Below are 22,242 nucleotides of genomic sequence, written 5' to 3'. Positions count from 1 at the left end.
TTGAGTACCTTTTATCACATGTTATCCGGCACTTTCGTCCGTGAAAGCACAAGCCAGTTAACCCATTGCTTTTCATGAGAAGAATTTACTTTTACCAGCCCCTTGTCAATTGCCATCAAGCAGCATTGCCACACATCGCCATTAAAAAACGCGGCTTGCTGGCAATCGATGGCGGCCAGCTCCAGCCAGACACTTTGGCGGTATTTTTCACTGAGTTGCATGGCCCCTGACAGCGCCAGGTAGCAGAGATCGAACAGGCCATGATGATCGAGCGCCATCGCCGCTTTCGGCAAGAAGGGGTGGCTGACGATGCCGAGGCTGATATGCCTGTCGAGGGGGTAATCGCAGGGGAAGGCGGCGAGGGTATCGAGCAGCTCCTGCGCCAGCTCATGCAACTGCGCCACGTGGCGTTGTGGCACCACATACAGCAGGTGTCCTTCACGCAGATCGTAGATGCGGCCATCTTGTGGAGTCAGCTGGTTGACGTAGTCGCCGAAGGCCTGCTCGATCTCGCGGCTGACCTGATAACCATGCCGTTCCAGGCTGTTGACCAGGAAAGGCACCCGAAATAGCAGATAGTGCAACTTGTCGTCAAATTCGCTGGTCGGGCTCTCGCTCAGATACCAGCGCTCGGATTGCTGCTGGCGTTTGGCCATCTCCCGCGGCCAGCGGCTCATCAGCCGCTGCCAGTTGGCCAGCCCGCTGCGCGGTTCGACCAGCAAGGCTTCTTTCAGCTGCTTGGCATTGAGACGAGCGACCCGCAGCTTGAGCCAGAGCGTGAAGAACAGGTAGATGAAGAGGGCCAGCAACAGGCCGGTGCTGACGCTGGACCAGAGATAGCGATCCTGCTGGTGCTGGCTGATATCGAGCCGTTGCTCCAGCTCCTTGACCTGCTGTGTCCGCTCCACCTGGGCGTAGTTGTCACGGACAGTCTCCTGCTCCAGATCCAGCTGCTGTTGGCGCACCAGCTCGCTGCGCTGGTGGAAACTCTTGTAGCTGTCGAGGGCTTGTTTGATATAGCCCTTCTGCTCGTAGGCGATGGAGAGCAGGCGGAAGATCTCGAACTGGCGCCGGATGTCGCCAATCCGGTTCGCCAGGGTCAGGGCATTCTCCAACTGCAAAATGGCGATCCCCGCTTCCTGCTGCTTGAGATGCAGCTCCCCGAGCAGCAGCAGGGTGTCGATCAGCGACTCCTTGTCATCCCCCAGCTCGTTGGACTGGCGCGCGGCATTGAGGTAGTTGCGGGCCAGGGTCAGGTTGCCGGTCAGCAAGTAGGTCTTGCCAATCTCGTACTTGAGGTTGGCGATGCGGATGCGGTTGTTGCCCTCGTCGAGCAAGTCCAGGGCATTGAAGAAGTAGACCAGCGCCATGTTCATCTCGCCCTGATCACGGTTGAGGCGGGCGAGCACGATCAGCGCATCGCTGAGCAGGGAGGGATTGCCCAGCGCGTGGAAGTAGTTGGCCGCCTCATTGGCATATTGCAGCGCCTTCTGCGGCTCCTGCTCCTCCTGATAGAGGCTGACCATCTGGTTTGACAGCAGGCCGAGGAACAGCGGGTCTTGCAGGCCCCTGGCTTGCTGCTGGGCATCGATGTATTCGCCAAGGGCGAGCTGTGGCTGACCGAGGGCATGGTAGAGATCCCCCCCGACGGCACTGACCCAGGCCAGGGACAGGGGATTGTTGCCCTGCTCGGCCCACTTGTGACTCTCTGCCAGCTGGCGCTTGGCCGCCTCGAACTGTAGCCCCTCCATGCTGGCGTTGACGTGCAGCAGACGGCTGTATACCTGCAACTGGCTCTCTTTGAGGCTCGGATTGGCCAGCAGCTTGTCCAGCTCGTCGAGTAGGATGGCGCTGGCCCCGTGGGATCGCTCCTGCATGTTCCGGCTGCGGATCTTGAGGTAGAGGCCGTGGGCCTGCAGCTCGAACTGCTGCTCCTTCTCGGCCATGGCGATGCCCTGCTCGAGGGACTCCTGCGCCGCCTTGGATTGCCCCAGTTGCTGCAGGCACTCCCCCTTGAGCAGGTAGGCGCCGGTGGCCTGGGTGGCCGTGCCATAGCTCAGGATCGGCTCTCTGTAGCCATATTCCTGGCGGTTGCTGATGATTTGCTTGGGATTATTGGCGGTACGTTCGAGGAAGGCGGTGGCGATCTGGACACATCTGGCGGGATCGGTCAGTACCAGGGTCTGTGCCTGCTGCAGATCGATAGACAACTGCTCCTTGGCCAGATCCAGATCCGGAGCCGACAGGGAGGACATCATCATTGCCAGAAAAAACAGTTGATTCATTGGATTAAGAACGCCACAGGAGTGCTGGCATGTTATCCAAGCCCACCCCTGCGCGTCCAGAGTTTACTCAATAGATTGGAAGGGCCGGGCCCACTGCCGTCAGCGGCGCACAGCGTTGGCCGACAGATTGGGCACTATGGCCAAGTGGGCGATGGCAATGGCGGCCAGACCCACGCTTGCCAACGGCGCCGGTGTTTACTGGCGGATCAGGCGCAGGTTGGCGGGAACCGGCTCCCAGTCGCTGCGGAAGGGGTTGATGTCCAGTCCACCGCGGCGGGTGTAGCGGGCATAGACGGTCAGCTCGCTTGGGCCGCAGAAGTGCTTGAGATCGATGAAGATCCGCTCGATGCACTGCTCGTGGAACTCGTTGTGCTGGCGGAACGAGATGAGGTAGCGCAGCAGTTTCTCCCGATCGAGGCGCGGGCCGCGATAGTGGATCACCAGGGAACCCCAGTCCGGCTGACTGGTGACCAGGCAGTTGGACTTGAGCAGGTGGCTGTGCAGCGTCTCTTCCACGACCTCGGGGCCCGCCGCCCCCCGCAGCAGGGTCTGGTCGAACTCGTAGTTGTCGACCTCGAGATCCTGCTCGTCGATACACTCCCCCGGCAGGGTCGCTATCTGGTGTGGCGCCTGGTTGAGGGTGAACAGGCTGACGCCGACCTCGGCCCCGGCACAGGCGCTCAGATCCTTGACCAACAGGGCCTGTACCGCTGACAGCGAGTCGCAGCGGGTCTGGTTGAAGGAGTTGAGATAGAGCTTGAACGACTTGGATTCGATGAGATTCGGGCTCTGCGCTGGTACCGACACCTCGCCAACCGCCACCATGGGCTTGCCCTTGGCGTTGAGCCAGGAGAGCTCGTACAGTGTCCAGACGTCACAACCCTGGAAAGGCAGCGCCTCGCCAAGGCCGAGATCGTCACGGTTCAGGCTGCGTGGCACGGGTTGCAGCAGCTCGGGGCTGTACTGGCTGATGTAGGCCGATTGCTGGCCCAGGCTCAGGCCCTGCAGCGCGCTGGCGCCGGCGTATCTCTCTTGTTTGCTCATTGCTTGTCTGCTCAGCTGTTTGATGGTGCAATAGCCGGATTTTGCGTTCGAACTTGCGGCTATTTTGGGCCGTTATTGTGGGGGATTTCGATGTCGGATCAAGTCTTGTCTGCCCTTGAGCAGTTTTTTTTACGCTGGCAGCGCGATGGCGAGGCGAGGCGAGGGCTGCCCCTGTGCGAGTGGGAACAGGGATGGCGCTCTCCCTGCGAGCTGGATGAGCCCAAGGAAGGCAAGGTGGCCTGGCGTCCTTACCAGCGCAGCGAGCCGGCGGATTTCGGCGCCATGGCCGATGCGCTGGAGTTGACGCTACACCCCGCCGCCCTTGCCCTGTTTGGCCACTGGTTCAGTCACCCCATCCCCTGTTCGTACAAGGGGCTGCGCATCGAGCTCATCCTGCCGTGGAACGAGGCCGATCTGGACTTGCTCAGGGAGAACCTCATCGGCCACCTGCTGATGCTGCGCAAACTCAAGCGCTCGCCGTCGATCTTCATCGCCACCACCCGCAACGAGATGACGCTGATATCCCTCGACAACGAGAGCGGGCAAGTCTGGCTGGAATGGCTCGACTCCGGTCGTCGGCTGGTGCTGGCCCCTTCATTGCCCGCCTTCCTCGCACGGCTGGAAACCCTGCCTCAGTGAGACTCCAATAGCAGAAGGGCCTTGCCAGATGGCAAGGCCCTTCTTTTTTATATCGTCGTTCCATGGCCACGAGCGCTTTTATATCGCCGCTCGATGGCCGCGAACGCAGTGTCTCAATCCTTGAAATCCCAGGAGAGGTTGGAGACCAGCCTGCAGGGATCGCACTTGAAGTCGAAGATCTCGTGCAGCGGGGCCGCGAGCGCCCAGTCGCCACCACAGCCGGGGCAGGGGCGAGCCTGCTCCGCCGCCTTGCTCAGGCCGCCAACCCGATAGAGATAGTAGTAAGTCGGGATGCCGCTCACGGCTTCCAGCCGCTTGACCAGATCGCTGCCCCGGCGCTGCAGGCGGCTGCCCACCTCACCGATCTCGTGCAGCACGGCGTGTTCGGCGATGGAGCCGTTCATCTGCAACTGATCGCAGGCCTCCCAGTCCTCCTGCCACTTGATGATCTGCTTGTGATCGCCGTTGGCGACGGCGGGCAGCCGGTAGAGCGGGATGGGGGCGAAATGATCGCCACAGCGCAGGGGCGAACAACTGTGCAGGAAGCTGGTGTAGAGCAGCATCCAGCTCGGGCGCTCACCTGTGTGGCCGCAAGGATCCGTACTGTCGGAGAGCAGATCCATGCCCTGCAGGTGCAGCTTGGGCGCCAACAGGCCCGCCTGATGCAGGCCCTGCTCGGCCAGCGCGACCTGCTCGCTCTGATTGTCCGGGTGCAGGCTGTCTTGCTCGGGACAGACCACCCGGCTGATGAAATGGCCTTCCTGCATGCTGGTGGGAAATTCCCGCCCCAGGATCTGGCCCTGATAACGCAGCATGTCGAGGTAGTTGACTATGGCCCGCTCGGCCTCGCCAAGGGAGGTGTCGCGGTAACATTCAAAATGCAGTTCGAGGATATGCATGGCGGCGCGTCAGTCCGGCTGGCGCTGGAGCAGCAGGGCGGTCAGGCGATCCACCTTCTGCTCGAGCCTGTTGAGCTGCTCGCTCAGTTGCTGCAGGTTGACGGCATCGGCCGGTGTCTTGGTTGTGCTGGGCGTCGTGGCCGGGACTGGCTCGGTGGGCTGGGGCTGCTGTTTCCACTGGCTCAGCACCTTGAGCAGCTCGGCCATGGGCACGGGGTGGCTGAGGCGTGCCTTGACCATGGCGGTGGAGGGGGTGATCCCCTTGGCACTCAGTTCGTTGGCGATGCGGATGATCTCTTGGGCAGACATGAGGGGCTCCTGCGCAGATGCGACTGTCTTGCTGGGCCCCAGAGCTTACCCAAACCGCTTCTGTCTGGAAAGCGAGGGAAGGTGTGATTCAGTTGCAGTTGGCTTGGCGCAGCAGCACATCCAGCTGGTCGATGGTTGCCGACCAGTCGGCGTCATTGCTGAGGGCATCGCGCAGAAAGCCAGCCTGGGCCGGGTTCCAGAACTCCGCCTCGGGCAGCAGGGTGTGAGAGTCCAAATGGTACTCATGGATGAAACGGTGCACGCTCGATGCGTCATTGGCCAGTCCCAGCTGGGCAAACAGGGCGGGCATGTCGTGGGTCAGCAATTCCATCTCGTCTCTCCTTGAAGGGGCTTTTCGAGAATTATAGTCAGCCTGATCCCTTTGCCCCCAAGGCTGAGCTAGGAGGGCAGGCGATGGGGCGGCAGCTCGACGCCGGCAACGTGGAACCCCTGCATGCAGAGCTGACCCTGATAGTGGCTCTCACCATCGCTTGAGAACTCGAACTGGTAATAGGTCAGCAGTCGCAAGGGGCTGTGCCCCAGCTCACGGTGGGTGCGGGCGAGGGAGAGCAGTTGCAGATCGTGGTGCTGGCAGTAACGTCGCATGTATTGCCAAGCGATTTCGGCCTGACGACGTTGCTGCCAGAAGGTCCCACCAATGAGGATCAGCAACAAGATTCCGAGCATTTCTCCCATCAACGGGCTCCTTCTGTGAGATGAGGGTCTGGGACGGTGGTTTGCGGTGGCTCATCGGGTCGACGCGCCACCGTGTTCATTATGCCGACGCGAACAGCCGGCCGATGGCCTGACCGAGTGCGTCGCTGCGCTCCGGATCACGCAATCTCGCCAGCATATCATCGCGCAGGGCCGGCAGGGTCACCAGCTCGGCAAAGACCTGATTGAAGAACTGGCCGGGCTGCAGCGCCAGCTGCTCCAGGAACAGGCTGAGCAGCGTGGGTGACTTCAGATCGGGCCAGAGTCGGCCGGCGATGGCGAGCAGCAGGGCCGGGCTCGGCTGGGTTTGCAACAGGGTCAGCAGCTTGCTGGTGCGCAGGGCGTTGCCGTTGCAGGAGGCCAGCGCCCGGCACAGATAGGCCAGGGTCTCGGCATTGGGTTCACCACATTCCTGCTCCTTGCCGATGCGCTCGAGCAGCGCCCCCTGCAGCGCCGGGGGGAGGGGGGCGTTTTCCAGACTCTGGCACAGGGCATAGAGCGGGGCCTGGGGCAGCTTGGGCAGTGCCTTGCACACCAGCGCTAGATTGCGCTCGTCCTGCAGGCGTTCGGCCAAGTCGGCGAAGCCTTGCAATCCCAGGCTCTGCCAACCCTCTTCACCGGGCGCCGCCAGGTAGAGGCACAGGGCGTCGTAGTAGGCTGAGGGCGGCTGTTCCAGCTGGCGGGCCAGCTTGGCATGCAGGCTGGCCATCTTGGCCTCGGCCGGGCGGAAGGTGTAAGGATTGTCGGCCAGCCGCCCGGCCTTCTCCTCATCCAGCTCGCCGGTGAGCTTGTAGCCCAGGGTCTCTATCACCTGATCCATGAAGTGCTTGGGGCCGGCGCCCATCAGCAGGCCACGCTCATCGAGCGCAAACTTGAGGAACCAGAGGTAGTGCTTGGCATCGCTTGGCTGGAAGAAGTGCACGCCGAGCCAGGCATGCTGTTGCAGGGGCCAGGGGTAGGGCTCCTGCTGCTGCTCGATGCGCGTGAAGAGATCGCTGGCCAGCGGGCGTACCTGGCGACCCATGTCAAACAGCTGGAACTGGGTGTCGGCCTGGGTCAGGAATTCGGTCAGGGTGTTGATGTCAGACATGTGATGGTCCGGCTTAAAGAGGATGTCGGCGATTATAAGGAGGCTGCATCAGATAGCCAGTGGTGGCGTGCGAGGGCGTGGCCGTGATGGCAACATGGCAGCCGCCGGGGGGGCGGTGTATAGTAGCGCCCCTTTTTGATGAGCTCGGCCATCTCCCTCTGTCATGCAGTGGGTGGGCCGTTAATGTGGTGATGAGGAAGAGAGCGAGATGAATCAATATTTGCTGGTAGCCAACCTGCTGGGTGAACTCACCGCCGAGTTGCAACGCCTCGATCGCTGGCAAACAGGCCATCCGGGCACCGAGGCACTGGCAAGCGAGCTGCCCTTTTGCGTCGATACCCTGAGCTTCGATCAGTGGTTGCAGTTCGTGCTGATCCCGCGCATGGAACAGTTGGTGCTGCTGCAGGCCCCCTTGCCGACCAGCGTCTCTCTCTACCCCATGGCGAGCGAAGTCTATAAGGAAGAGCTGGCCGAGGTGGCGGGGTTGCTGCGACTCATCGCGCGCTTCGATCTGCTGCTCTCCGGCAAGATAGTGGCGCAATGATGCCGACGGCCCCCGATCGGCGCCGGATGGCGGAAAGAGCCGGCCCCTTGCGACGTCGCCGAAATAATATGCTGTATATTGGCAACGTGGTGGTGCAATTATGAAGTTAACCTTGCTCTATCAGGATGACTGGCTGGTGGCGGTCAACAAACCGTCCGGTCTGCTGGTGCACCGCAGCTGGCTCGACAAGGCCGAGACCCGCTTCGCCATGCAGATGACCCGGGATCTCATCGGCGGTCGCCACGTCTACCCCGTGCACCGGCTCGATCGCCCCACCTCGGGGGTGCTGCTGTTTGCACTGGACCCGGCGGTGGCGCGCACCCTGACCGAGGCGTTTGCCGCCCGCCGGGTGCACAAGGAGTATCTGGCGCTGGTGCGTGGCTGGGCGCCCGAGCAGGGCCTCATCGACTATCCGCTCAAAGAGCAGCTGGACAAGATAGCCGATGCCATGAGCAACCCGGATCGCCCGGCCCAGGAAGCGGTGACGGCGTTTCGCCGCCTGCATCGGGTCGAGCTGCCCCATGCGGTCTCCAAGAAGCATCCCACCAGTCGCTACAGCCTGGTGAGGCTCTTCCCCAAGACCGGTCGCAAGCATCAGTTGCGTCGCCATCTCGATCACCTGTTCCACCCCATCGTCGGTGATACCACCCACGGTGATGGCCGTCATAACCGCTTCTTTCGCGAGCACTATGGCTGTGAACGGCTGTTGCTGGTGGCCCACCGTTTAAGTTTCGAGCACCCGGTGCTCAAGGTGCCGATGCGGATCCAGGCTCCGCTCGGACCGGAGGTGTTGAGCCTGTTTGCCAAGTTGGGCTGGCCCGCCAGCGAGAGCGATTACGCGCTCTAGCCATCCCATCGTCTGTTTCCTCTGACCCGACTGTGGCATGCTGTAGGCCACGCCAGTCAGAGGAACAGGTTATGGCTCAAAGAGATACCCCACTAGCAAGCCCCCGTCTTCCCGCGATCGCAAGCCTGAGCATGTGGTCGCCCCAGCGCCGCCTTGGTTGCCTGAGGTGGCGCTGATGGCCGAGATAGATATCCTGGTCGGCACCGTCTACGGTTCGGCCATGCTGGTGGCCGAGACCTTGAGCCGCCATCTGCAGGGAAAAGGCCATGTCTGCCGGATCTTCGATGAGGCAGAGCTGGAAGACATCGACTCATCCCGCTTCTTGCTGCTGATCACGGCGACCACGGGGCAGGGGGACATCCCCCCCAACCTGCAATCCTTTGCCAGCGCCCTTGCCGATCGCGCCCCCTACATGAAGGGTTGGCGCTATGCCCTCATCGCCATGGGAGATAGCAGCTATGAGCATTTCTGCGGGGCAGGCCGCAGGCTCGATGAATTGCTGCAGGAACTGGCCGCCGAGCCTCTGGTAGAGCGTCTGGAGATAGACGCGACGGTGGAAGACGAGCCCGAAGTTGCGGCGCTTACCTGGCTTAGGCACTGGGAAAATACGCTGTAAATTTTTCATCCCGGTATTTCAAATTATCCCCCCTTGGCTTGCCAACGGGGGATAGTTATTTTTGGGCTCACGCAGCCTGATTTGGAAATATATCCTGCATTTTGTCAGGTTATTTTCTATGCGTAAAACACTCCCTCCAAGCCCGTTATTAATCGACGGTGCGACAAATCAGAAAATTAAAAGTTCCGCAGTGAAAGCGATTTCAGTCATGTTTTCGTCATGGAATAACCTGGCTGCCACTTAATCTCCATCGCAAATTAATGCAAGAAAGCCTTTTCATAGGTTTTTTATTTCTCATTAACGGGGGATATTGGTTGATGATTGCGTGTTTTATTGGTTTTACATTCATGGAGTGCCCGTGCTGGCTGGGGCGGGCAATTTGTCGCCGTTTTGTGAATCAGCTCATGTTTGTCGCGAAATGAGCTACTTATAATCGACCTCGGTTATCACCCAAACGTTTTTACGGTGATAAGAACTTGAATATCAGGATCAGACTCCCAGCGGGAATAAGGAAAAATGAAAATGAAAGCAAAGTGGCTCCCGATCGCAGCAGCAGTAACCGCTGCCCTGGCTTCACAAGCCGCCTTCGCCGTTGATTTCCACGGCTACTTCCGTTCCGGTGTCGGTGTTTCCGGCGACGGTGACATGGTGAAATACAACGTCAACAAGGTTGGCCGTCTGGGTAACGAAAATGATACCTATGGCGAAGTGCAACTGGGTCAGGAAGTCTTCAACAAAGATGGCAAGACCTTCTATGTAGACTCCATGTTCGCCATGACTTCCAACGGTTCCAATGACTGGGAAGGCACAGGTACCGTCTGTAACTTTGACGCCAAACAGTGCAACGGTGACTCCGAGTTTGCGCTGCGTCAGTTCAACGTACAAGCCAAGGGCCTGCTGGGCTTCGCGCCGGAAGCTACCCTCTGGGCTGGTAAGCGTTACTATCAACGTCACGACATCCACATCTCTGACTTCTACTACTGGAACATCTCCGGTGCCGGTGCCGGTATCGAAGGCATCCAGGCCGGTCCTGGCAAGCTCTCCTTCGCTTGGGTTCGCAACGACCGTAGCGCTGCCGACGTATTCGGTCAGTACACCCAAACCAGCCCTGGCGTGTACCAGAAGAACGAAGATCTGAACGTCAACACCCTGGACGTGCGTTATGCCGGCATCCCGCTGTGGCAAGACGGCTCTCTGGAAGTGGGCGCCATGTATGCGCTGGTCAATGAGACCGAAGCCCAGAAAGATCTGAAAAACGACAACATGAAGAACGGCGTCATGCTGACCGCCGAACTGACCCAAGGCATCTTCGGTGGCTTCAACAAGACCGTGCTGCAGTACGGTACCGAAGGCTACTCCAAGACCATGGCCTTCTACGGTGATGGCTCCTGGTACGGTGCCGAAGCCAAATCCGGTGCCGATGGCTACCGCCTCATCAACTGGGGTGTCATCCCGATGGGTAACTCCTGGGAGATGGGTCACCAGTTGGTCTACGGGGTAGGCAACGAGATGTGGGATGGTCACGACGAGACTCAAACCTTCTCTGCCGTTATCCGCCCGATGTACAAGTGGGATGACTTCAACAAGACCATCTTCGAAGGTGGTGTGTTCAAGGACAAGACCAGCTATACCAGTGGCGGCAGCGACAAGGATGGTGGTTACAAGCTGACCCTGGCTCAAGCCTGGTCTGCCGGCTCCAGCTTCTGGGCCCGTCCGGAAATCCGTGTGTTCGCCTCCTATCTGGCTGACACCGAAGCCGATAGCACTGGTAGCAAGAACAGCTTCGAAGGCGGCACTTCCAATGACACCTGGCAAGTGGGTGTGCAAGCGGAAGCTTGGTGGTAAGCAGTATCTTCAGTTAAGTTAGTCACTGCCCCCTTATGGGGGCAGTTTTGTTTTGCTGGATTTGGCAACCGGGTTATGGAGATAAGAAGAATGAAACTGGTAAAGATGTCTATCGCGGCCGTGGTTACCGCGCTGTTGGCCGGCTGTTCCGGTAGCATGGTCGTGCCGATGCAAGAGCATGCCTCCATCCTGAGCAATGCCGACCAAGCCAAGCAGGCGCTCTCTCAGACTACGAGCTGCTGCAAGGGCTTCAACGAATTCAACTATGTCTCTCTGCCCGAAGGGGAGACGCTGCTTGCCATCGATGGCAAGCAGCCCAGCTACCAATTTGACGAGGGGATGAGCTACTTTGCTGCCTATCGTCTGCCCGTCAATACCGGCAACCTGGCTATCACTCTTGCCTCTCAAGTCAGCAAGACGGTGCTGATCCCCAAGGTGGTCATACTGGATGCCCAGTTCAAGGTGACCCGCGTACTGGGTGAATCTGTCTTCACCTACCAGCCGGCCTACCTGCTCGACAACGACAGGATTGAAGGCAAGGTGTTCGTCGATCGCAGCATGCCGGGCAACCCGGCCACCGAAACCTACATGGTGGTCTATGCCCCGGCCGATGAACTCGCTGGCAGCACCACCATATTGCACCCGGCCAAGGCGTTTGCCCGCGCGAATGGCACGGTGGAGCCGGATATCAAGGATCCCGTCATCCCGCACTCTCCCTGGGGTCTGGTCCAGATCAAGGTCGTCGACATGGCCAAGGGGCAGGGTCTGGAAGCCGTGTTCAAACCTGAGTACTCCGACAAGGTGGAGATGAGTCAGGCCAAGCCTGCTGCAACCGCCGTAGCCGCGACTGCCGCGACGACTGCCGCTGTCGCAGCTGCCCCCAGCAAACCGGTGCCGGCCATGCTGAGCGAGACCGAAGCCTTCTACAACAGCCAGATCGAGAAGGCAGTGAAGGCCGGGGATATCGACAAGGCGATGCAGCTGGTCAATGAAGCGGAGCGAGCCGGTTCGACCAAGGCGAAGTCGGTCTTTATTGATGCGGTGAAACGTTCACAGAAAAATTAAATAGCCGTATTTATATTGTCTAATATTTATTTGAGGCCTCCTTGTTGGAGGCCTTTTTAATCGGTAGACTAGGTTATAGAAAATAGCAATGCGTTACGTTATGTTACGATGAGTTTCCTTTGGTATTGTTGTGATTCTTTAAAATACAATGCGAAACAGCACTTCTTGTTTATTCGTAATAAGATGATGCTGAGAAATAATATCCGTGATCTGCGCAAATAAACCTCTTCTTATTATCTTGTGATCTCCCCTCCAAATTCATTATTCCCTTCTGCCTGATGGAAGAAATTCCAATACTGCTGGGTTATATTCAGCTGGTCAAAATAAGTAAACCCGGGTCGACTCGGCACAAAGCCGGATGATGAACGCTGTCATCTCTCAATTGCACCGAGCCGCTTACGGAAAATCCATTCAGGAGCGCACACATGTTAAAAAATGCTTTCGCTAATCTGCAAAAGGTCGGTAAGGCGCTGATGCTGCCAGTATCGGTCTTGCCCGTTGCAGGTATTCTGCTGGGGGTGGGTGCTGCCCACTTCAGCTGGTTGCCGGAAATTGTTTCCCAGTTGATGGAGCAAGCCGGTGGTTCCGTATTCGGTCAGATGGCCCTGCTGTTCGCCGTGGGCGTGGCCCTTGGCTTCACCAATAACGACGGTGTATCCGGTCTGTCTGCCATCGTAGGCTACGGCATCATGACCGCGACCTTGAGCGTGATGGCACCTGTGATGGGTGTGGAGAAGATCGATACCGGTGTACTGGGTGGTATCCTCGCCGGTGGTGTCGCCGCCTGGGCCTTCAACCGCTTCTACAAGATCCAGCTGCCAGAGTATCTGGGCTTCTTCGCCGGCAAACGCGCCGTGCCCATCATCACCGGCTTCGTTTCCATCGGTCTGGGTGTCATCCTGTCCGTGATCTGGCCGCCAGTGGGTGGCGCTATCGCCGCCTTCTCCGACTGGGCTGCCAACCAGAACCCGGTACTGGCCTTCGGTATCTACGGCGTGGTTGAACGCTCCCTGATCCCGTTCGGTCTGCACCACATCTGGAACGTCCCCTTCTTCTACCAGGCGGGTACCTGTGTCAACGGTGCCGGTGAAACCGTACACGGTATCATGACCTGCTTCCTGACGGCTGATGACGCTTCCCGCGCTGCCGGTAACGGCTTCGGTCAGCTGGCCGGTGGCTACCTGTTCAAGATGTTCGGTCTGCCTGCCGCTGCATTTGCCATCGCGCACTCTGCCAAGCCGGAAAACCGTGCCAAGATCGTCGGTATCATGGCCTCTGCCGCCCTGACCTCTTTCCTGACCGGTATCACCGAGCCTATCGAGTTCTCCTTCCTGTTCGTGGCCCCGGTACTGTACGCAATCCACGCCCTGCTGGCGGGTCTGGCCTATGTGCTGACCAACTCCCTGGGTATCGTACACGGTCACACCTTCTCCAACGGCTTCATCGACTTCGTGGTGCAATCACCCCGTGCCGATAACATGCTGCTGCTGGTGGGTCTGGGTCTGGTCTACGCCGTCCTCTACTACGTGGTCTTCACCGTGGTCATCCGTGCCATGAACCTGAAGACACCGGGTCGTGAAGACGAAACCCAAGAGGCGACTGCCACTCAGAGCAAGGACGAGATGTCTGCTGCCCTGGTCTCTGCCTTCGGTGGTAAAGATAACATCGCCTCCCTGGACGCCTGCATCACCCGCCTGCGTGTCGGTGTGAAGGACGTGGCCAAGGTTGACCAGGCTGGTCTGAAGAAGCTGGGCGCTGCCGGTGTGGTCGTGGCCGGTTCCGGCGTACAAGCCATCTTCGGTACCAAGTCCGACAACCTGAAAACCGAAATGGACATCTGGATGAAGAGCAACTGATAGTTGCCTGACATCGAGAGTTCCGAAAAGGGAGGCGCAAGCCTCCCTTTTTTCTGGGCGTCATCCGGGCCTGGCACCAGTGGTGGGAGATAATCCCGGCATTGATACTGTGTAGACATGGGCCCGGCAGGGCCTCAAGTCTCGCTGGAGACGGATAAATAAACTGCTTATGTTAAATGTAGTGGCGGGTTTCACTGCTTTTAGTGCTAAAAAAGGCGCCTGATGGCGCCTTTTTGCAATGAGGTGAGATCTACAACTTCTCCAGATCCCGCTCTATCTCGCTGATCTTGTTCTGTACCACCTTCTCCAGGTGGCGCAGGTCACGCAATATCTTCTGCTTGATGTCCGGGTCAGCCTGGACGTGCACGCCCTGAGTCAGGTTGTCCAGCTCATCCACCACGTACTTGAGGTTGGCGTTGATCTCGGTGACATCCTTGTACTCGTGGGTGCCCGAGTCGATCAGCATGGTCTTGCGCTGGCGCGGGTACTTGAACTTGACACTCTTGGCGAAGAATTCACCCTTCTGCTTCTTGAAGTAGATCTTGAGGATGTCGTGATTGGCTTCCTGGCGCAGGGTATAGCTGTCCACTGAGGTGGGTTCCTGGATCCCCAGGCTCTTCAGATTCTCGTACATCGGGCTTCCTCGGTTTGAAACGATCCTGACCCATCTATCTTAACCGAGTCACTGTGGCTTGCCTGTGACAGGGGCGCCAAAATCAAAAGGGGCCAAAAGGCCCCTTGTTTTGTCCGCGCCTGTTGATGCGAGTGCTGGCATAGAAAAAGGCACCGTCAGGCGCCTTCTTTCATTCAGCCGCATCAGCTGCAGATGACTCGTCGATGGAGCGCAGCAGGGCATTGATGCCGACGGCTTGGGCCGCGGGTCCAGAGGGGCGGCCATAAAAAAGGCGCCATCAGGCGCCCTTTCATGCACGCGACATCTTATTCGTCGATGGAACGCAGCAGGGCGTTGATGCCGATGGCTTGGGCCGCGGGTCCAGAGGGGCGGCCATAAAAAAAGGCGCCATCAGGCGCCCTTTCTATTGCGCTGTATCAGCCGAGCATTATTCGTCGATGGAGCGCAGCAGGGCGTTGATGCCGACCTTGGCACGGGTCTTGGCATCCACCTTCTTGACGATGACGGCGGCGTACAGGCTGTACTTGCCGCACTTGGAGGGCAGGGAGCCAGAGACGACCACTGAGCCTGCCGGTACGCGGCCGTAGTGGATCTCGCCGGTCTCGCGATCATAGATGCGGGTGGACTGGCCGATGAAGACGCCCATGGAGATGACGGAGCCTTCCTCGACGATCACGCCCTCAACAACCTCTGAACGGGCACCGATGAAGCAGTTGTCTTCGATGATGGTCGGGTTGGCCTGCAGCGGCTCCAGTACGCCACCGATGCCGACGCCGCCGGACAGGTGCACGTTCTTGCCGATCTGGGCGCAGGAGCCGACGGTGGCCCAGGTGTCGACCATGGTGCCTTCATCGACGAAGGCGCCGATGTTGACGTAAGACGGCATCAGCACGGTATTGGGGGCGATGAAGGAACCTTTGCGGGCGGTCGCCGGCGGTACCACGCGCACACCGGCCGCCTTGAACTGCTCGGCGCTGTAGTCGGAGAACTTGAGGGGAACCTTGTCGTAGTACTGAGCATCGTCGCCCTTGATGATGCCGTTGTCATTGATGCGGAAGTAGAGCAGTACCGCCTTCTTCAACCACTGGTGGACGACCCACTCGCCGGCAATCTTCTCGGCGACCCGGGCCTTGCCGGAATCCAGCAGCTCGATGGCCTCCAGGATGGCAGTCTTGGTGGCGGCATCGACGGAGCCGGGAGTGATGGTGTCGCGGCGCTCGAAGGCCGCTTCAATGATCTGTTGCAACTCGGTCATGACAGGTTTCCTTTAAAAAATTCTGTTTGTTGTATCACACTTTTCCCGCCGGTTTTAAGGGGGAGGGCCGATTTCTTCGGGAGAATGGCGACTTATTGTTCGTTGGTTGCTCAAGCGCTTGTTCTGACTGATAAATCAGAATGACAAATGGTGTCCTGTGAAGCCCCCTGCCGCGCGGTCAGCACCCTCTTCCTGCGGATTGAGCTGATTGACCAGTCGCTCCTCCAGCGCCTGCTGCTCGGCCTGGCTCAGGGGTTCACCGCCCAAGGTCGTCAGGCTGAAGAAGTCTTCCACCCGCTCGCCTATGGTGGTGATCTTGGCCGCGTGCAGGGAGAGGCCGCATTGCTGGAAGACGGCGCCGATGCGAGCCAGCAGGCCGGGGGTATCCAGCGCCGTCAGCTCCAGCAGGGTGTGGCGGTTCTCCCCCTTGTGGGGCAAGAACACCACCCGGGTCGGCACGCTGAACTGGCGGTGGCGCCGTGACAGGGGTTTGCTGCGCAGCACCAGCTTGCCGGGCTCTTGCAGCGCCTTCTCCAGCGCCTTCTTGATGGTGGCGGTGCGGTTCGGGCTGATGGGCTCGCCGGTCGGCTCCAGCACTATGAAGGTATCCAGCACGTAGTCGCTGCGGGAGTTCATGATCTGGGCGTCGTGGATATTGAGGTTCTTCTGATCCAGCGCCGAGGCCACGGTGGCAAACAGATTCGGGGTGTCGCGGCAATAGATGAACACCTCACTGCCCCCACGAATGGGGTGCTTGCCGATCAGCACCAGGGGCGCCGGGTTGTCGCCGTGAGCGATGATCTTGCGGCAGTGCCAGGCAATCTGCTCCGGGCTGTGGCGCAGGAAGTAGTCGGCCTTGAAGTCGTTCCAGAGGGCGTTGACCGCATCGATCGAGACCTCGCGCTGGGCCAGGATCTGTTTGGCCTGACGCTGGTTCTCGCGGATCTTGAGCCGCATGTCCGGCGGGTTCTCCAGCCCCTGGCGCAGTGCTTTCTGGGTGGCGAAGTAGAGCTCCCGTAGCAGGGTACCTTTCCAGTCGTTCCAGAGGGTGTCGTTGGTGGCACAGATATCGGCCACGGTCAGGCAGTAGAGCAGGTCGAGGTGCAATTCGTCTCGTACCTTCTGGGCAAAATCGGCCACGACCTCGGGATCATAGATGTCCCGGCGCTGGGCAGTGACCGACATCAGCAGGTGGTGGCGCACCAGCCAGGCCACCAGTCGGCTCTCGTAGCGGTCCAGCCCGTGCAACTGGCAGAATTCCAGCGCATCGACGGCGCCGAGCTCGGAGTGATCGCCGCGCCGGCCCTTGGCGATGTCGTGGAACAGGGCGGCGATGCTGAGCAGCTCCGGCTTGCGCAACTGGGTGAACACCTCGTGACAGAGCGGGTGGGTCTGGCGGCTGGCCGGGTTCGCGAAGCGATGGATGTTCTTGAGCAGGCGATGGGTGTGCTCATCCACTGTATAGGCGTGGAACATGTCGAACTGCATCTGGCCGACGATGAGGTTCCACTGGGGCAGATAGGCCGCGAGGATCCCATATTTATGCATAAGAGTGAGCGGCTGGCCTATGCCGTTGGGGTGGCGCAACAGCGCCATGAACAGGCGGCGACACTCGGGCAGGTCCTGCAACCAGCAGTTGAGGGTGCGTCTGGCCTCCCGCAATTGGCGCAAGGTGGCGGAGTGAATGCCGGCTATCTCGGGGTGCTGGGCTATCTGGTAGAAGAGCCGCAGTATGGCGGCGGGATCCCGGCCAAACAGCTCGGAGTCCACCGCATCGATGAGGCGACCGCGGAGCTGGAATTCGTCGCTGATGCGGCGCACGTCCATGGCGGTGTTGCCGAGAATAGCCTCGTCAAACAGCTGCAGCAGCATCTCGTTGAGCTCCGCCACCCGCCGCACCGTCTGGTAGAAGCGCTTCATCATCTGCTCGACCGGGCCGTTGCCTTCTCCCTCGAAGCCGAGCATCTGGGCCACGGTGCGCTGGCGGTCGAACAGCAGGCGGTTGTCCCCCTTGTTGATGGCCATGTGCAGGGCGAAACGGACTTTCCACAGGAAGTTCTGGCAGTCCAGCAGCTCCCGGTACTCGGCCCGGTTCAGGAAGCCGTGGCTGGTCATCTCATAGAGGGTGGTGGCGCCGAAATGGCGACGGGCGACCCAGGCCAGGGTCTGGATGTCGCGAAGACCGCCGGGATTGCTCTTGAGATCCGGCTCGAGCTTGTAGGCGGTGCCGAGGAACTGCTGATGGCGCAGGTGTTGCTCCTCACGCTTGGCGCGAAAGAACTCCTCGCTCGGCCAAAAATGCTGGGGCAGGGTGGCGGCCTGCAATTGCTCGAAGCCCGCCTTGCGGCCGGTGATATAGCGCGCCTCGATGAGGTTGGTGGCGATCGTGATGTCGGCGCGGCCCTGCTCGATGCACTCGCTCACGTTGCGCACCGATTGTCCCACCTCCAGCTTGAGGTCCCACAGCAGGGTGATGAACTCGCCGATGCGCAGCCCCAGCACCTCGTCGAGCTCCTCCCCTTCATAGAGAATGAGCAGGTCGATGTCGGAGTGGGGGTGCAATTCGCCGCGGCCATAACCCCCCACCGCGATCAGGGTGAGGCTGGTCTTGTCGAAGCCGAACTTGTGCCACAGCCGGGTCAGCAGTGCATCCATGTATTCGGAGCGGGTGGCCACCAGTTCGATGATGTTGTCACCGGCATCGAAGCGCTCATGTAGCCAGGAGAGGAAACGGCTCAAGTACTCCTTACAGTTCTCGCGGGTGAGCTGATCGTCGGGTAACAGGTGGGGGGAAAGCAGGCTGGCATCCATGGCATCTCACACTCTTGTCGCACGCATGCACGGCGGATAAAAACAAAACCCCGGCGAAGGGCCGGGGTTTGATGTTAACCGTGTTTGATGACCCGGTCGATAGTGTCATCGGGGCGCAGGGTCAGCACCTCGCAGCCATCCTCGGTCACCAGCAGGGTGTGCTCCCACTGGGCGGAGTCGCCGCCATCCTTGGTGGTCACTGTCCAGCCATCCTTCGGGTTGACGCGGCAGTGATACTTCTTGCTGTTGACCATGGGCTCGATGGTGAAGCACATGCCGGGCTTGAGCTCCTGCTTGCCGCCGTTGCGATAGTGCAGGATCTGCGGCTCTTCGTGGAACTCGCTGCCGATGCCGTGGCCGCAGTAGTCGCGCACCACGGAGAAACCGGCCTGCTCGACGATGGGCTGGATCACGGCGCCAATTTCGGTGATGCACATGCCGGGACGCACCCGCTTGATGGCGGCGTACAGGCTCTCCTGGGCCACCTTGCACAGCTGACGGCGCAGCGGGGTGGTCTGGCCCACGATGAACATGGCGGAAGTGTCACCGTGGTAACCGTCCTTGATGACGGTGATGTCCAGGTTGATGATGTCCCCTTCCCGCAGCTTCTTGTGATTGGGAATGCCGTGGCAGATCACATCATTGACCGAGGTGCAGATGGACTTGGGAAAACCGTGGTAGTTCAGCGGCGCGGGCACGGCCTGCTGCACGTTGACGATATAGTCGTGGCACAGGGTGTTCAGCTCGTCGGTGGTGACACCGGCGTTGACATGGGGGGCGATCATCACCAGCACATCGGCAGCCAGCTGGCCGGCAATGCGCATCTTTTCAATCTCTTCCGGTGTCTTGATTTTGATGGACATGGGATCTCTCTTGGGGCCTGACTTCTCATCCTGGGATGACCTAAAATCAGGTAATGAAAAATAGATGCGTTTGCAATCAGGCCAAAATTTTATCCCCAACCTCCGTTTACTTCCAGTGTGATTGTCATCACAGCGTCAGCCAGCGGTCGTACCCCCGCTCCTGGGGAGCCATTTTTAGCGTGGCTGCTGGTGGTGTCCTGACCAAAGTTATGGTATAAAGCGCGCCGGAATGGGGAACTTGCGTCCGCATTTCATCACCCTTACTCAATAACACACACACATCGACACCTGTACCGGGGTGCCCCTTTGGGGTCGGTTACATGGGATGTGTGGAGGCCTAACCCCAATACAGAGGTATAAAATGGCTAAAGTTTCTATGCGCGACATGCTGCAAGCCGGCGTTCACTTCGGTCACCAGACTCGTTACTGGAACCCGAAAATGAAGTCCTACATCTTCGGCGCCCGCAGCAAGGTTCACATCATCAACTTGGAAAAAACCGTTCCGATGTTTGACGATGCCATGAACTTCATCAGCTCCGTAGCTGCCAAGAAAGGCAAGGTACTGTTCGTAGGTACCAAGCGTGCCGCGTCTGAAGCCGTAAAAGATGCCGCTGATCGTTGTGACCAGTTCTATGTTAACCACCGCTGGCTGGGCGGCATGCTGACCAACTGGAAAACCGTTCGTCAGTCCATCAAGCGCCTGAAAGATCTGGAAACCCAGAGCCAAGACGGTACCTTCGACAAGCTGACCAAGAAAGAGGCGCTGATGCGTACTCGCGAAATGGAAAAGCTGGAGAAGAGCCTGGGTGGTATCAAGAACATGGGCGGCCTGCCTGACGTTCTGTTCGTTGTCGATGCCGACCACGAGCACATTGCTATCAAAGAAGCCAATAACCTGGGTATCCCGGTCGTTTCCATCGTTGATACCAACTCCAACCCGGACGGCGTTGACTATGTCATCCCGGGTAACGACGATGCTATCCGTGCTGTGAACCTGTACCTGAACGCTGCCGCTGACACCGTACTGGAAGCTCGCGCTCAGGACATCGTTGTTCAAGCCGAACAAGATGGTTTCGTTGAAGCTGAGTAATTGATAAGGACTGAAAAGCCCTTATTAACCAAGCTGATGTAATTGGTTAGCAGGGGCCCTTGTGGCCCCTGTTTCTTGTCAAATCAAGACCGAGGATACTGAAAATGGCTAACGTTACTGCCGCCCTGGTAAAAGAACTGCGCGAGCGCACCGCCGCTGGCATGATGGATTGCAAAAAAGCACTGGAAGAAGCTCAGGGTGATATCGAGCTGGCTATCGAGAACATGCGCAAATCCGGTCAGGCCAAGGCCGCCAAGAAAGCCGGCCGTATCGCCGCTGAAGGCGTGATTTTCGCCCGTACCGAAGGCAACGTTGCCGTCATGATCGAGCTGAACAGCGAAACCGACTTCGTCGCCAAAGATGCCAGCTTCATGGGCATGGGCCAGAAGATCGCCGACATCGCCGCTACCCAGAAGATTGCTGACGTTGACGCCCTGAAAGCGGCCGACTTCGGTAACGGTGAGTCCGTTGAGCTGACTATCACCAACCTGATCGCCAAGATCGGTGAGAACATGAACCTGCGTCGCGTGATGCTGGTTGAAGGTGACAACCTGGGTACCTACGTACACGGTTCCCGTATCGGTGTTATCACCAAGCTGATCGGCGGTACTGCCGAGCTGGCCAAAGACCTGGCCATGCACGTTGCTGCCAACAGCCCGCAGTTCGTCAAGCCGGAAGACGTGTCCGCTGAAGTCGTTGCCAAAGAGCGCGAAATTCAGATCGACATCGCCATCAACTCCGGCAAGCCGAAAGAAATCGCCGAGAAGATGGTTGAAGGCCGCATGAAGAAGTTCACCGGTGAGGTTTCCCTGACTGGTCAACCCTTCGTGAAGGATCCGTCCATCACCGTCGCCGAACTGCTGAAGAAAGAAGGTGCTGACGTTGTCTCCTTCACCCGTTTCGAAGTGGGCGAAGGCATCGAGAAGCAAGAGACCGATTTCGCTGCTGAAGTTGCAGCCCAGATCGCAGCCGCTCAGAAGGCTTAATCGAACCGGTTTTTCCGTTTCCCCAGACCGCGACTTATGTCGCGGTCTTTATATGACCAGGAATCAGTGACATGAGTACCAATCCCAAGCCTGCATACAGACGTGTTCTTCTGAAGTTGAGTGGTGAAGCCCTGCAAGGATCCGAGGGTTTTGGCATTGATCCGGCGGTGCTGGAACGGATGGCCCAAGAGATCAAAGAGCTGGTTGAGCTGGGTGTTCAGGTCGGTCTGGTCATTGGCGGCGGCAACCTGTTCCGTGGTGCCGGTCTTGCCAAGGCAGGTATGAACCGCGTGGTGGGTGACCACATGGGCATGCTGGCAACCGTGATGAACGGCCTGGCCATGCGTGATGCCCTGCATCGTGCTTATGTGAATGCCCGTCTGATGTCTGCCATCTCCCTGCAGGGCGTGTGCGATTCCTACAGCTGGGCCGAGGCCATCAGCCAGCTGCGCGCCGGCAAGGTGGTGATCTTCTCTGCCGGTACCGGCAACCCCTTCTTCACCACCGACTCCGCAGCATGCCTGCGCGGCATCGAGATCGAAGCCGACGTGGTACTCAAAGCCACCAAGGTCGATGGTGTATTCAATGAGGATCCGGTTAAGAATCCGGACGCCGTGCTGTATCATGAGCTCAGCTACAACGAAGTGCTTGAAAAAGAGCTCAAGGTAATGGATCTTGCTGCCTTTACCCTGGCCCGTGACCACGATCTGCCGATCCGGGTGTTCAACATGAACAAACCGGGTGCGCTGCGTCGGGTTGTCATGGGTGAGCCGGAAGGTACGCTGATCCATCACATCGCTAAATAAGATAGACACGAGCCGCGTGACGGCTCGTTCGCCAGAAGGAAAAC

At 59.0% G+C, this 22,242-nt stretch carries 21 protein-coding genes; 10 read left to right on the top strand and 11 right to left on the bottom strand.

All coding sequences use genetic code 11. The features are described from left to right. Positions 1-14: 14 nt before the first annotated feature. Complete coding sequence (locus MM194_RS04265) at positions 15-2,285, bottom strand: hypothetical protein (protein ID WP_241342777.1); 2,271 nt, start codon at positions 2,283-2,285, stop codon at positions 15-17. Between the two features lie 195 nt (positions 2,286-2,480). Next, positions 2,481-3,329 carry an NADPH-dependent 7-cyano-7-deazaguanine reductase QueF gene (gene queF, locus MM194_RS04260; protein WP_241342776.1) on the bottom strand — a complete coding sequence of 283 codons (849 nt, stop codon included), beginning with the start codon at positions 3,327-3,329 and terminating at the stop codon, positions 2,481-2,483. Positions 3,330-3,419: 90 nt separating this feature from the next. Between queF and syd the strand changes: the two genes are divergently transcribed. Further along, positions 3,420-3,968 carry a SecY-interacting protein gene (gene syd, locus MM194_RS04255; protein WP_241342775.1) on the top strand — a complete coding sequence of 183 codons (549 nt, stop codon included), beginning with the start codon at positions 3,420-3,422 and terminating at the stop codon, positions 3,966-3,968. A 113-nt stretch (positions 3,969-4,081) separates the two neighbouring features. Here the strand turns inward: syd and MM194_RS04250 are convergent, their stop codons facing one another. The 5 genes from MM194_RS04250 to MM194_RS04230 all read right to left on the bottom strand — a co-directional run bounded on the left by MM194_RS04250 (position 4,082) and on the right by MM194_RS04230 (position 6,980). Next, a complete protein-coding gene (locus tag MM194_RS04250; protein WP_241342774.1) occupies positions 4,082-4,867 on the bottom strand; it encodes a Zn-ribbon-containing protein in 786 nt (261 codons plus the stop codon). Positions 4,868-4,876: 9 nt separating this feature from the next. Continuing rightward, positions 4,877-5,176 (bottom strand): hypothetical protein, encoded by a 300-nt coding sequence (locus MM194_RS04245; protein WP_241342773.1) that lies wholly within the window; start codon positions 5,174-5,176, stop codon positions 4,877-4,879. Between the two features lie 88 nt (positions 5,177-5,264). Next, the gene (locus MM194_RS04240) at positions 5,265-5,507 is read right to left on the bottom strand and encodes a DUF2789 domain-containing protein (protein WP_033132123.1); all 243 of its coding nucleotides are present in this window, start codon (positions 5,505-5,507) and stop codon (positions 5,265-5,267) included. A gap of 68 nt (positions 5,508-5,575) precedes the next feature. Beyond that, complete coding sequence (locus tag MM194_RS04235) at positions 5,576-5,872, bottom strand: DUF3301 domain-containing protein (protein ID WP_241342772.1); 297 nt, start codon at positions 5,870-5,872, stop codon at positions 5,576-5,578. A 79-nt stretch (positions 5,873-5,951) separates the two neighbouring features. After that, complete coding sequence (locus MM194_RS04230) at positions 5,952-6,980, bottom strand: DUF3549 family protein (protein WP_241342770.1); 1,029 nt, start codon at positions 6,978-6,980, stop codon at positions 5,952-5,954. Positions 6,981-7,188: 208 nt separating this feature from the next. Between MM194_RS04230 and MM194_RS04225 the strand changes: the two genes are divergently transcribed. From MM194_RS04225 to ptsG, 6 genes are all read left to right on the top strand, one after another. Continuing rightward, positions 7,189-7,524 (top strand): YqcC family protein, encoded by a 336-nt coding sequence (locus tag MM194_RS04225; protein ID WP_241342769.1) that lies wholly within the window; start codon positions 7,189-7,191, stop codon positions 7,522-7,524. 100 nt (positions 7,525-7,624) lie between these two features. Next, a complete protein-coding gene (gene truC / locus MM194_RS04220) occupies positions 7,625-8,371 on the top strand; it encodes a tRNA pseudouridine(65) synthase TruC (protein WP_033132127.1) in 747 nt (248 codons plus the stop codon). A gap of 175 nt (positions 8,372-8,546) precedes the next feature. Then, positions 8,547-8,987, top strand: coding sequence for a flavodoxin (locus tag MM194_RS04215; RefSeq protein WP_033132128.1), 441 nt, complete (start codon positions 8,547-8,549; stop codon positions 8,985-8,987). Between the two features lie 522 nt (positions 8,988-9,509). Then, positions 9,510-10,832, top strand: coding sequence for a maltoporin (locus MM194_RS04210; protein WP_033132129.1), 1,323 nt, complete (start codon positions 9,510-9,512; stop codon positions 10,830-10,832). Positions 10,833-10,922: 90 nt separating this feature from the next. Then, positions 10,923-11,897 carry a MalM family protein gene (locus MM194_RS04205; RefSeq protein WP_241342767.1) on the top strand — a complete coding sequence of 325 codons (975 nt, stop codon included), beginning with the start codon at positions 10,923-10,925 and terminating at the stop codon, positions 11,895-11,897. A gap of 425 nt (positions 11,898-12,322) precedes the next feature. Further along, complete coding sequence (gene ptsG, locus MM194_RS04200) at positions 12,323-13,753, top strand: PTS glucose transporter subunit IIBC (RefSeq protein WP_033132131.1); 1,431 nt, start codon at positions 12,323-12,325, stop codon at positions 13,751-13,753. Between the two features lie 250 nt (positions 13,754-14,003). Here the strand turns inward: ptsG and MM194_RS04195 are convergent, their stop codons facing one another. From MM194_RS04195 to map, 4 genes are all read right to left on the bottom strand, one after another. Beyond that, on the bottom strand, positions 14,004-14,387 hold the full coding sequence (locus MM194_RS04195) for a DUF3461 family protein (protein WP_033132132.1): 384 nt from the start codon (positions 14,385-14,387) through the stop codon (positions 14,004-14,006). A 427-nt stretch (positions 14,388-14,814) separates the two neighbouring features. Further along, positions 14,815-15,642 (bottom strand): 2,3,4,5-tetrahydropyridine-2,6-dicarboxylate N-succinyltransferase, encoded by an 828-nt coding sequence (dapD, locus tag MM194_RS04190; RefSeq protein WP_033132042.1) that lies wholly within the window; start codon positions 15,640-15,642, stop codon positions 14,815-14,817. A 135-nt stretch (positions 15,643-15,777) separates the two neighbouring features. Beyond that, on the bottom strand, positions 15,778-18,453 hold the full coding sequence (gene glnD / locus MM194_RS04185; RefSeq protein WP_241342765.1) for a bifunctional uridylyltransferase/uridylyl-removing protein GlnD: 2,676 nt from the start codon (positions 18,451-18,453) through the stop codon (positions 15,778-15,780). A 74-nt stretch (positions 18,454-18,527) separates the two neighbouring features. Continuing rightward, positions 18,528-19,316 (bottom strand): type I methionyl aminopeptidase, encoded by a 789-nt coding sequence (map, locus tag MM194_RS04180; protein ID WP_033132044.1) that lies wholly within the window; start codon positions 19,314-19,316, stop codon positions 18,528-18,530. 361 nt (positions 19,317-19,677) lie between these two features. Between map and rpsB the strand changes: the two genes are divergently transcribed. The 3 genes from rpsB (at position 19,678) to pyrH (ending at position 22,198) form a co-directional block, all read left to right on the top strand. Next, positions 19,678-20,406 carry a 30S ribosomal protein S2 gene (gene rpsB, locus MM194_RS04175; protein ID WP_033132045.1) on the top strand — a complete coding sequence of 243 codons (729 nt, stop codon included), beginning with the start codon at positions 19,678-19,680 and terminating at the stop codon, positions 20,404-20,406. A 104-nt stretch (positions 20,407-20,510) separates the two neighbouring features. Beyond that, entirely contained in the window at positions 20,511-21,392 is an 882-nt protein-coding gene (gene tsf / locus MM194_RS04170; protein ID WP_241342763.1) for a translation elongation factor Ts, read from the top strand. A 71-nt stretch (positions 21,393-21,463) separates the two neighbouring features. Next, a complete protein-coding gene (pyrH, locus tag MM194_RS04165) occupies positions 21,464-22,198 on the top strand; it encodes a UMP kinase (RefSeq protein WP_033132047.1) in 735 nt (244 codons plus the stop codon). Positions 22,199-22,242 lie beyond the last annotated feature (44 nt).

It is taken from the genome of Aeromonas sp. MR16, from assembly GCF_022549315.1.
Taxonomy (GTDB): domain Bacteria; phylum Pseudomonadota; class Gammaproteobacteria; order Enterobacterales; family Aeromonadaceae; genus Aeromonas; species Aeromonas aquatica.
Note: the sequence above shows the minus strand (reverse complement) of the source record. Positions and strands in the feature narration are given on the sequence as shown.

What these genes read in the sequence shown, in the direction of transcription:
- MM194_RS04265 (WP_241342777.1), bottom strand. Translation starts at nt 2,285, where the DNA reads ATGAATCAACTGTTTTTTCTGGCAATGATGATGTCCTCCCTGTCGGCT.
- queF (WP_241342776.1), bottom strand. Translation starts at nt 3,329, where the DNA reads ATGAGCAAACAAGAGAGATACGCCGGCGCCAGCGCGCTGCAGGGCCTG.
- syd (WP_241342775.1), top strand. Translation starts at nt 3,420, where the DNA reads ATGTCGGATCAAGTCTTGTCTGCCCTTGAGCAGTTTTTTTTACGCTGG.
- MM194_RS04250 (WP_241342774.1), bottom strand. Translation starts at nt 4,867, where the DNA reads ATGCATATCCTCGAACTGCATTTTGAATGTTACCGCGACACCTCCCTT.
- MM194_RS04245 (WP_241342773.1), bottom strand. Translation starts at nt 5,176, where the DNA reads ATGTCTGCCCAAGAGATCATCCGCATCGCCAACGAACTGAGTGCCAAG.
- MM194_RS04240 (WP_033132123.1), bottom strand. Translation starts at nt 5,507, where the DNA reads ATGGAATTGCTGACCCACGACATGCCCGCCCTGTTTGCCCAGCTGGGA.
- MM194_RS04235 (WP_241342772.1), bottom strand. Translation starts at nt 5,872, where the DNA reads ATGGGAGAAATGCTCGGAATCTTGTTGCTGATCCTCATTGGTGGGACC.
- MM194_RS04230 (WP_241342770.1), bottom strand. Translation starts at nt 6,980, where the DNA reads ATGTCTGACATCAACACCCTGACCGAATTCCTGACCCAGGCCGACACC.
- MM194_RS04225 (WP_241342769.1), top strand. Translation starts at nt 7,189, where the DNA reads ATGAATCAATATTTGCTGGTAGCCAACCTGCTGGGTGAACTCACCGCC.
- truC (WP_033132127.1), top strand. Translation starts at nt 7,625, where the DNA reads ATGAAGTTAACCTTGCTCTATCAGGATGACTGGCTGGTGGCGGTCAAC.
- MM194_RS04215 (WP_033132128.1), top strand. Translation starts at nt 8,547, where the DNA reads ATGGCCGAGATAGATATCCTGGTCGGCACCGTCTACGGTTCGGCCATG.
- MM194_RS04210 (WP_033132129.1), top strand. Translation starts at nt 9,510, where the DNA reads ATGAAAGCAAAGTGGCTCCCGATCGCAGCAGCAGTAACCGCTGCCCTG.
- MM194_RS04205 (WP_241342767.1), top strand. Translation starts at nt 10,923, where the DNA reads ATGAAACTGGTAAAGATGTCTATCGCGGCCGTGGTTACCGCGCTGTTG.
- ptsG (WP_033132131.1), top strand. Translation starts at nt 12,323, where the DNA reads ATGTTAAAAAATGCTTTCGCTAATCTGCAAAAGGTCGGTAAGGCGCTG.
- MM194_RS04195 (WP_033132132.1), bottom strand. Translation starts at nt 14,387, where the DNA reads ATGTACGAGAATCTGAAGAGCCTGGGGATCCAGGAACCCACCTCAGTG.
- dapD (WP_033132042.1), bottom strand. Translation starts at nt 15,642, where the DNA reads ATGACCGAGTTGCAACAGATCATTGAAGCGGCCTTCGAGCGCCGCGAC.
- glnD (WP_241342765.1), bottom strand. Translation starts at nt 18,453, where the DNA reads ATGGATGCCAGCCTGCTTTCCCCCCACCTGTTACCCGACGATCAGCTC.
- map (WP_033132044.1), bottom strand. Translation starts at nt 19,316, where the DNA reads ATGTCCATCAAAATCAAGACACCGGAAGAGATTGAAAAGATGCGCATT.
- rpsB (WP_033132045.1), top strand. Translation starts at nt 19,678, where the DNA reads ATGGCTAAAGTTTCTATGCGCGACATGCTGCAAGCCGGCGTTCACTTC.
- tsf (WP_241342763.1), top strand. Translation starts at nt 20,511, where the DNA reads ATGGCTAACGTTACTGCCGCCCTGGTAAAAGAACTGCGCGAGCGCACC.
- pyrH (WP_033132047.1), top strand. Translation starts at nt 21,464, where the DNA reads ATGAGTACCAATCCCAAGCCTGCATACAGACGTGTTCTTCTGAAGTTG.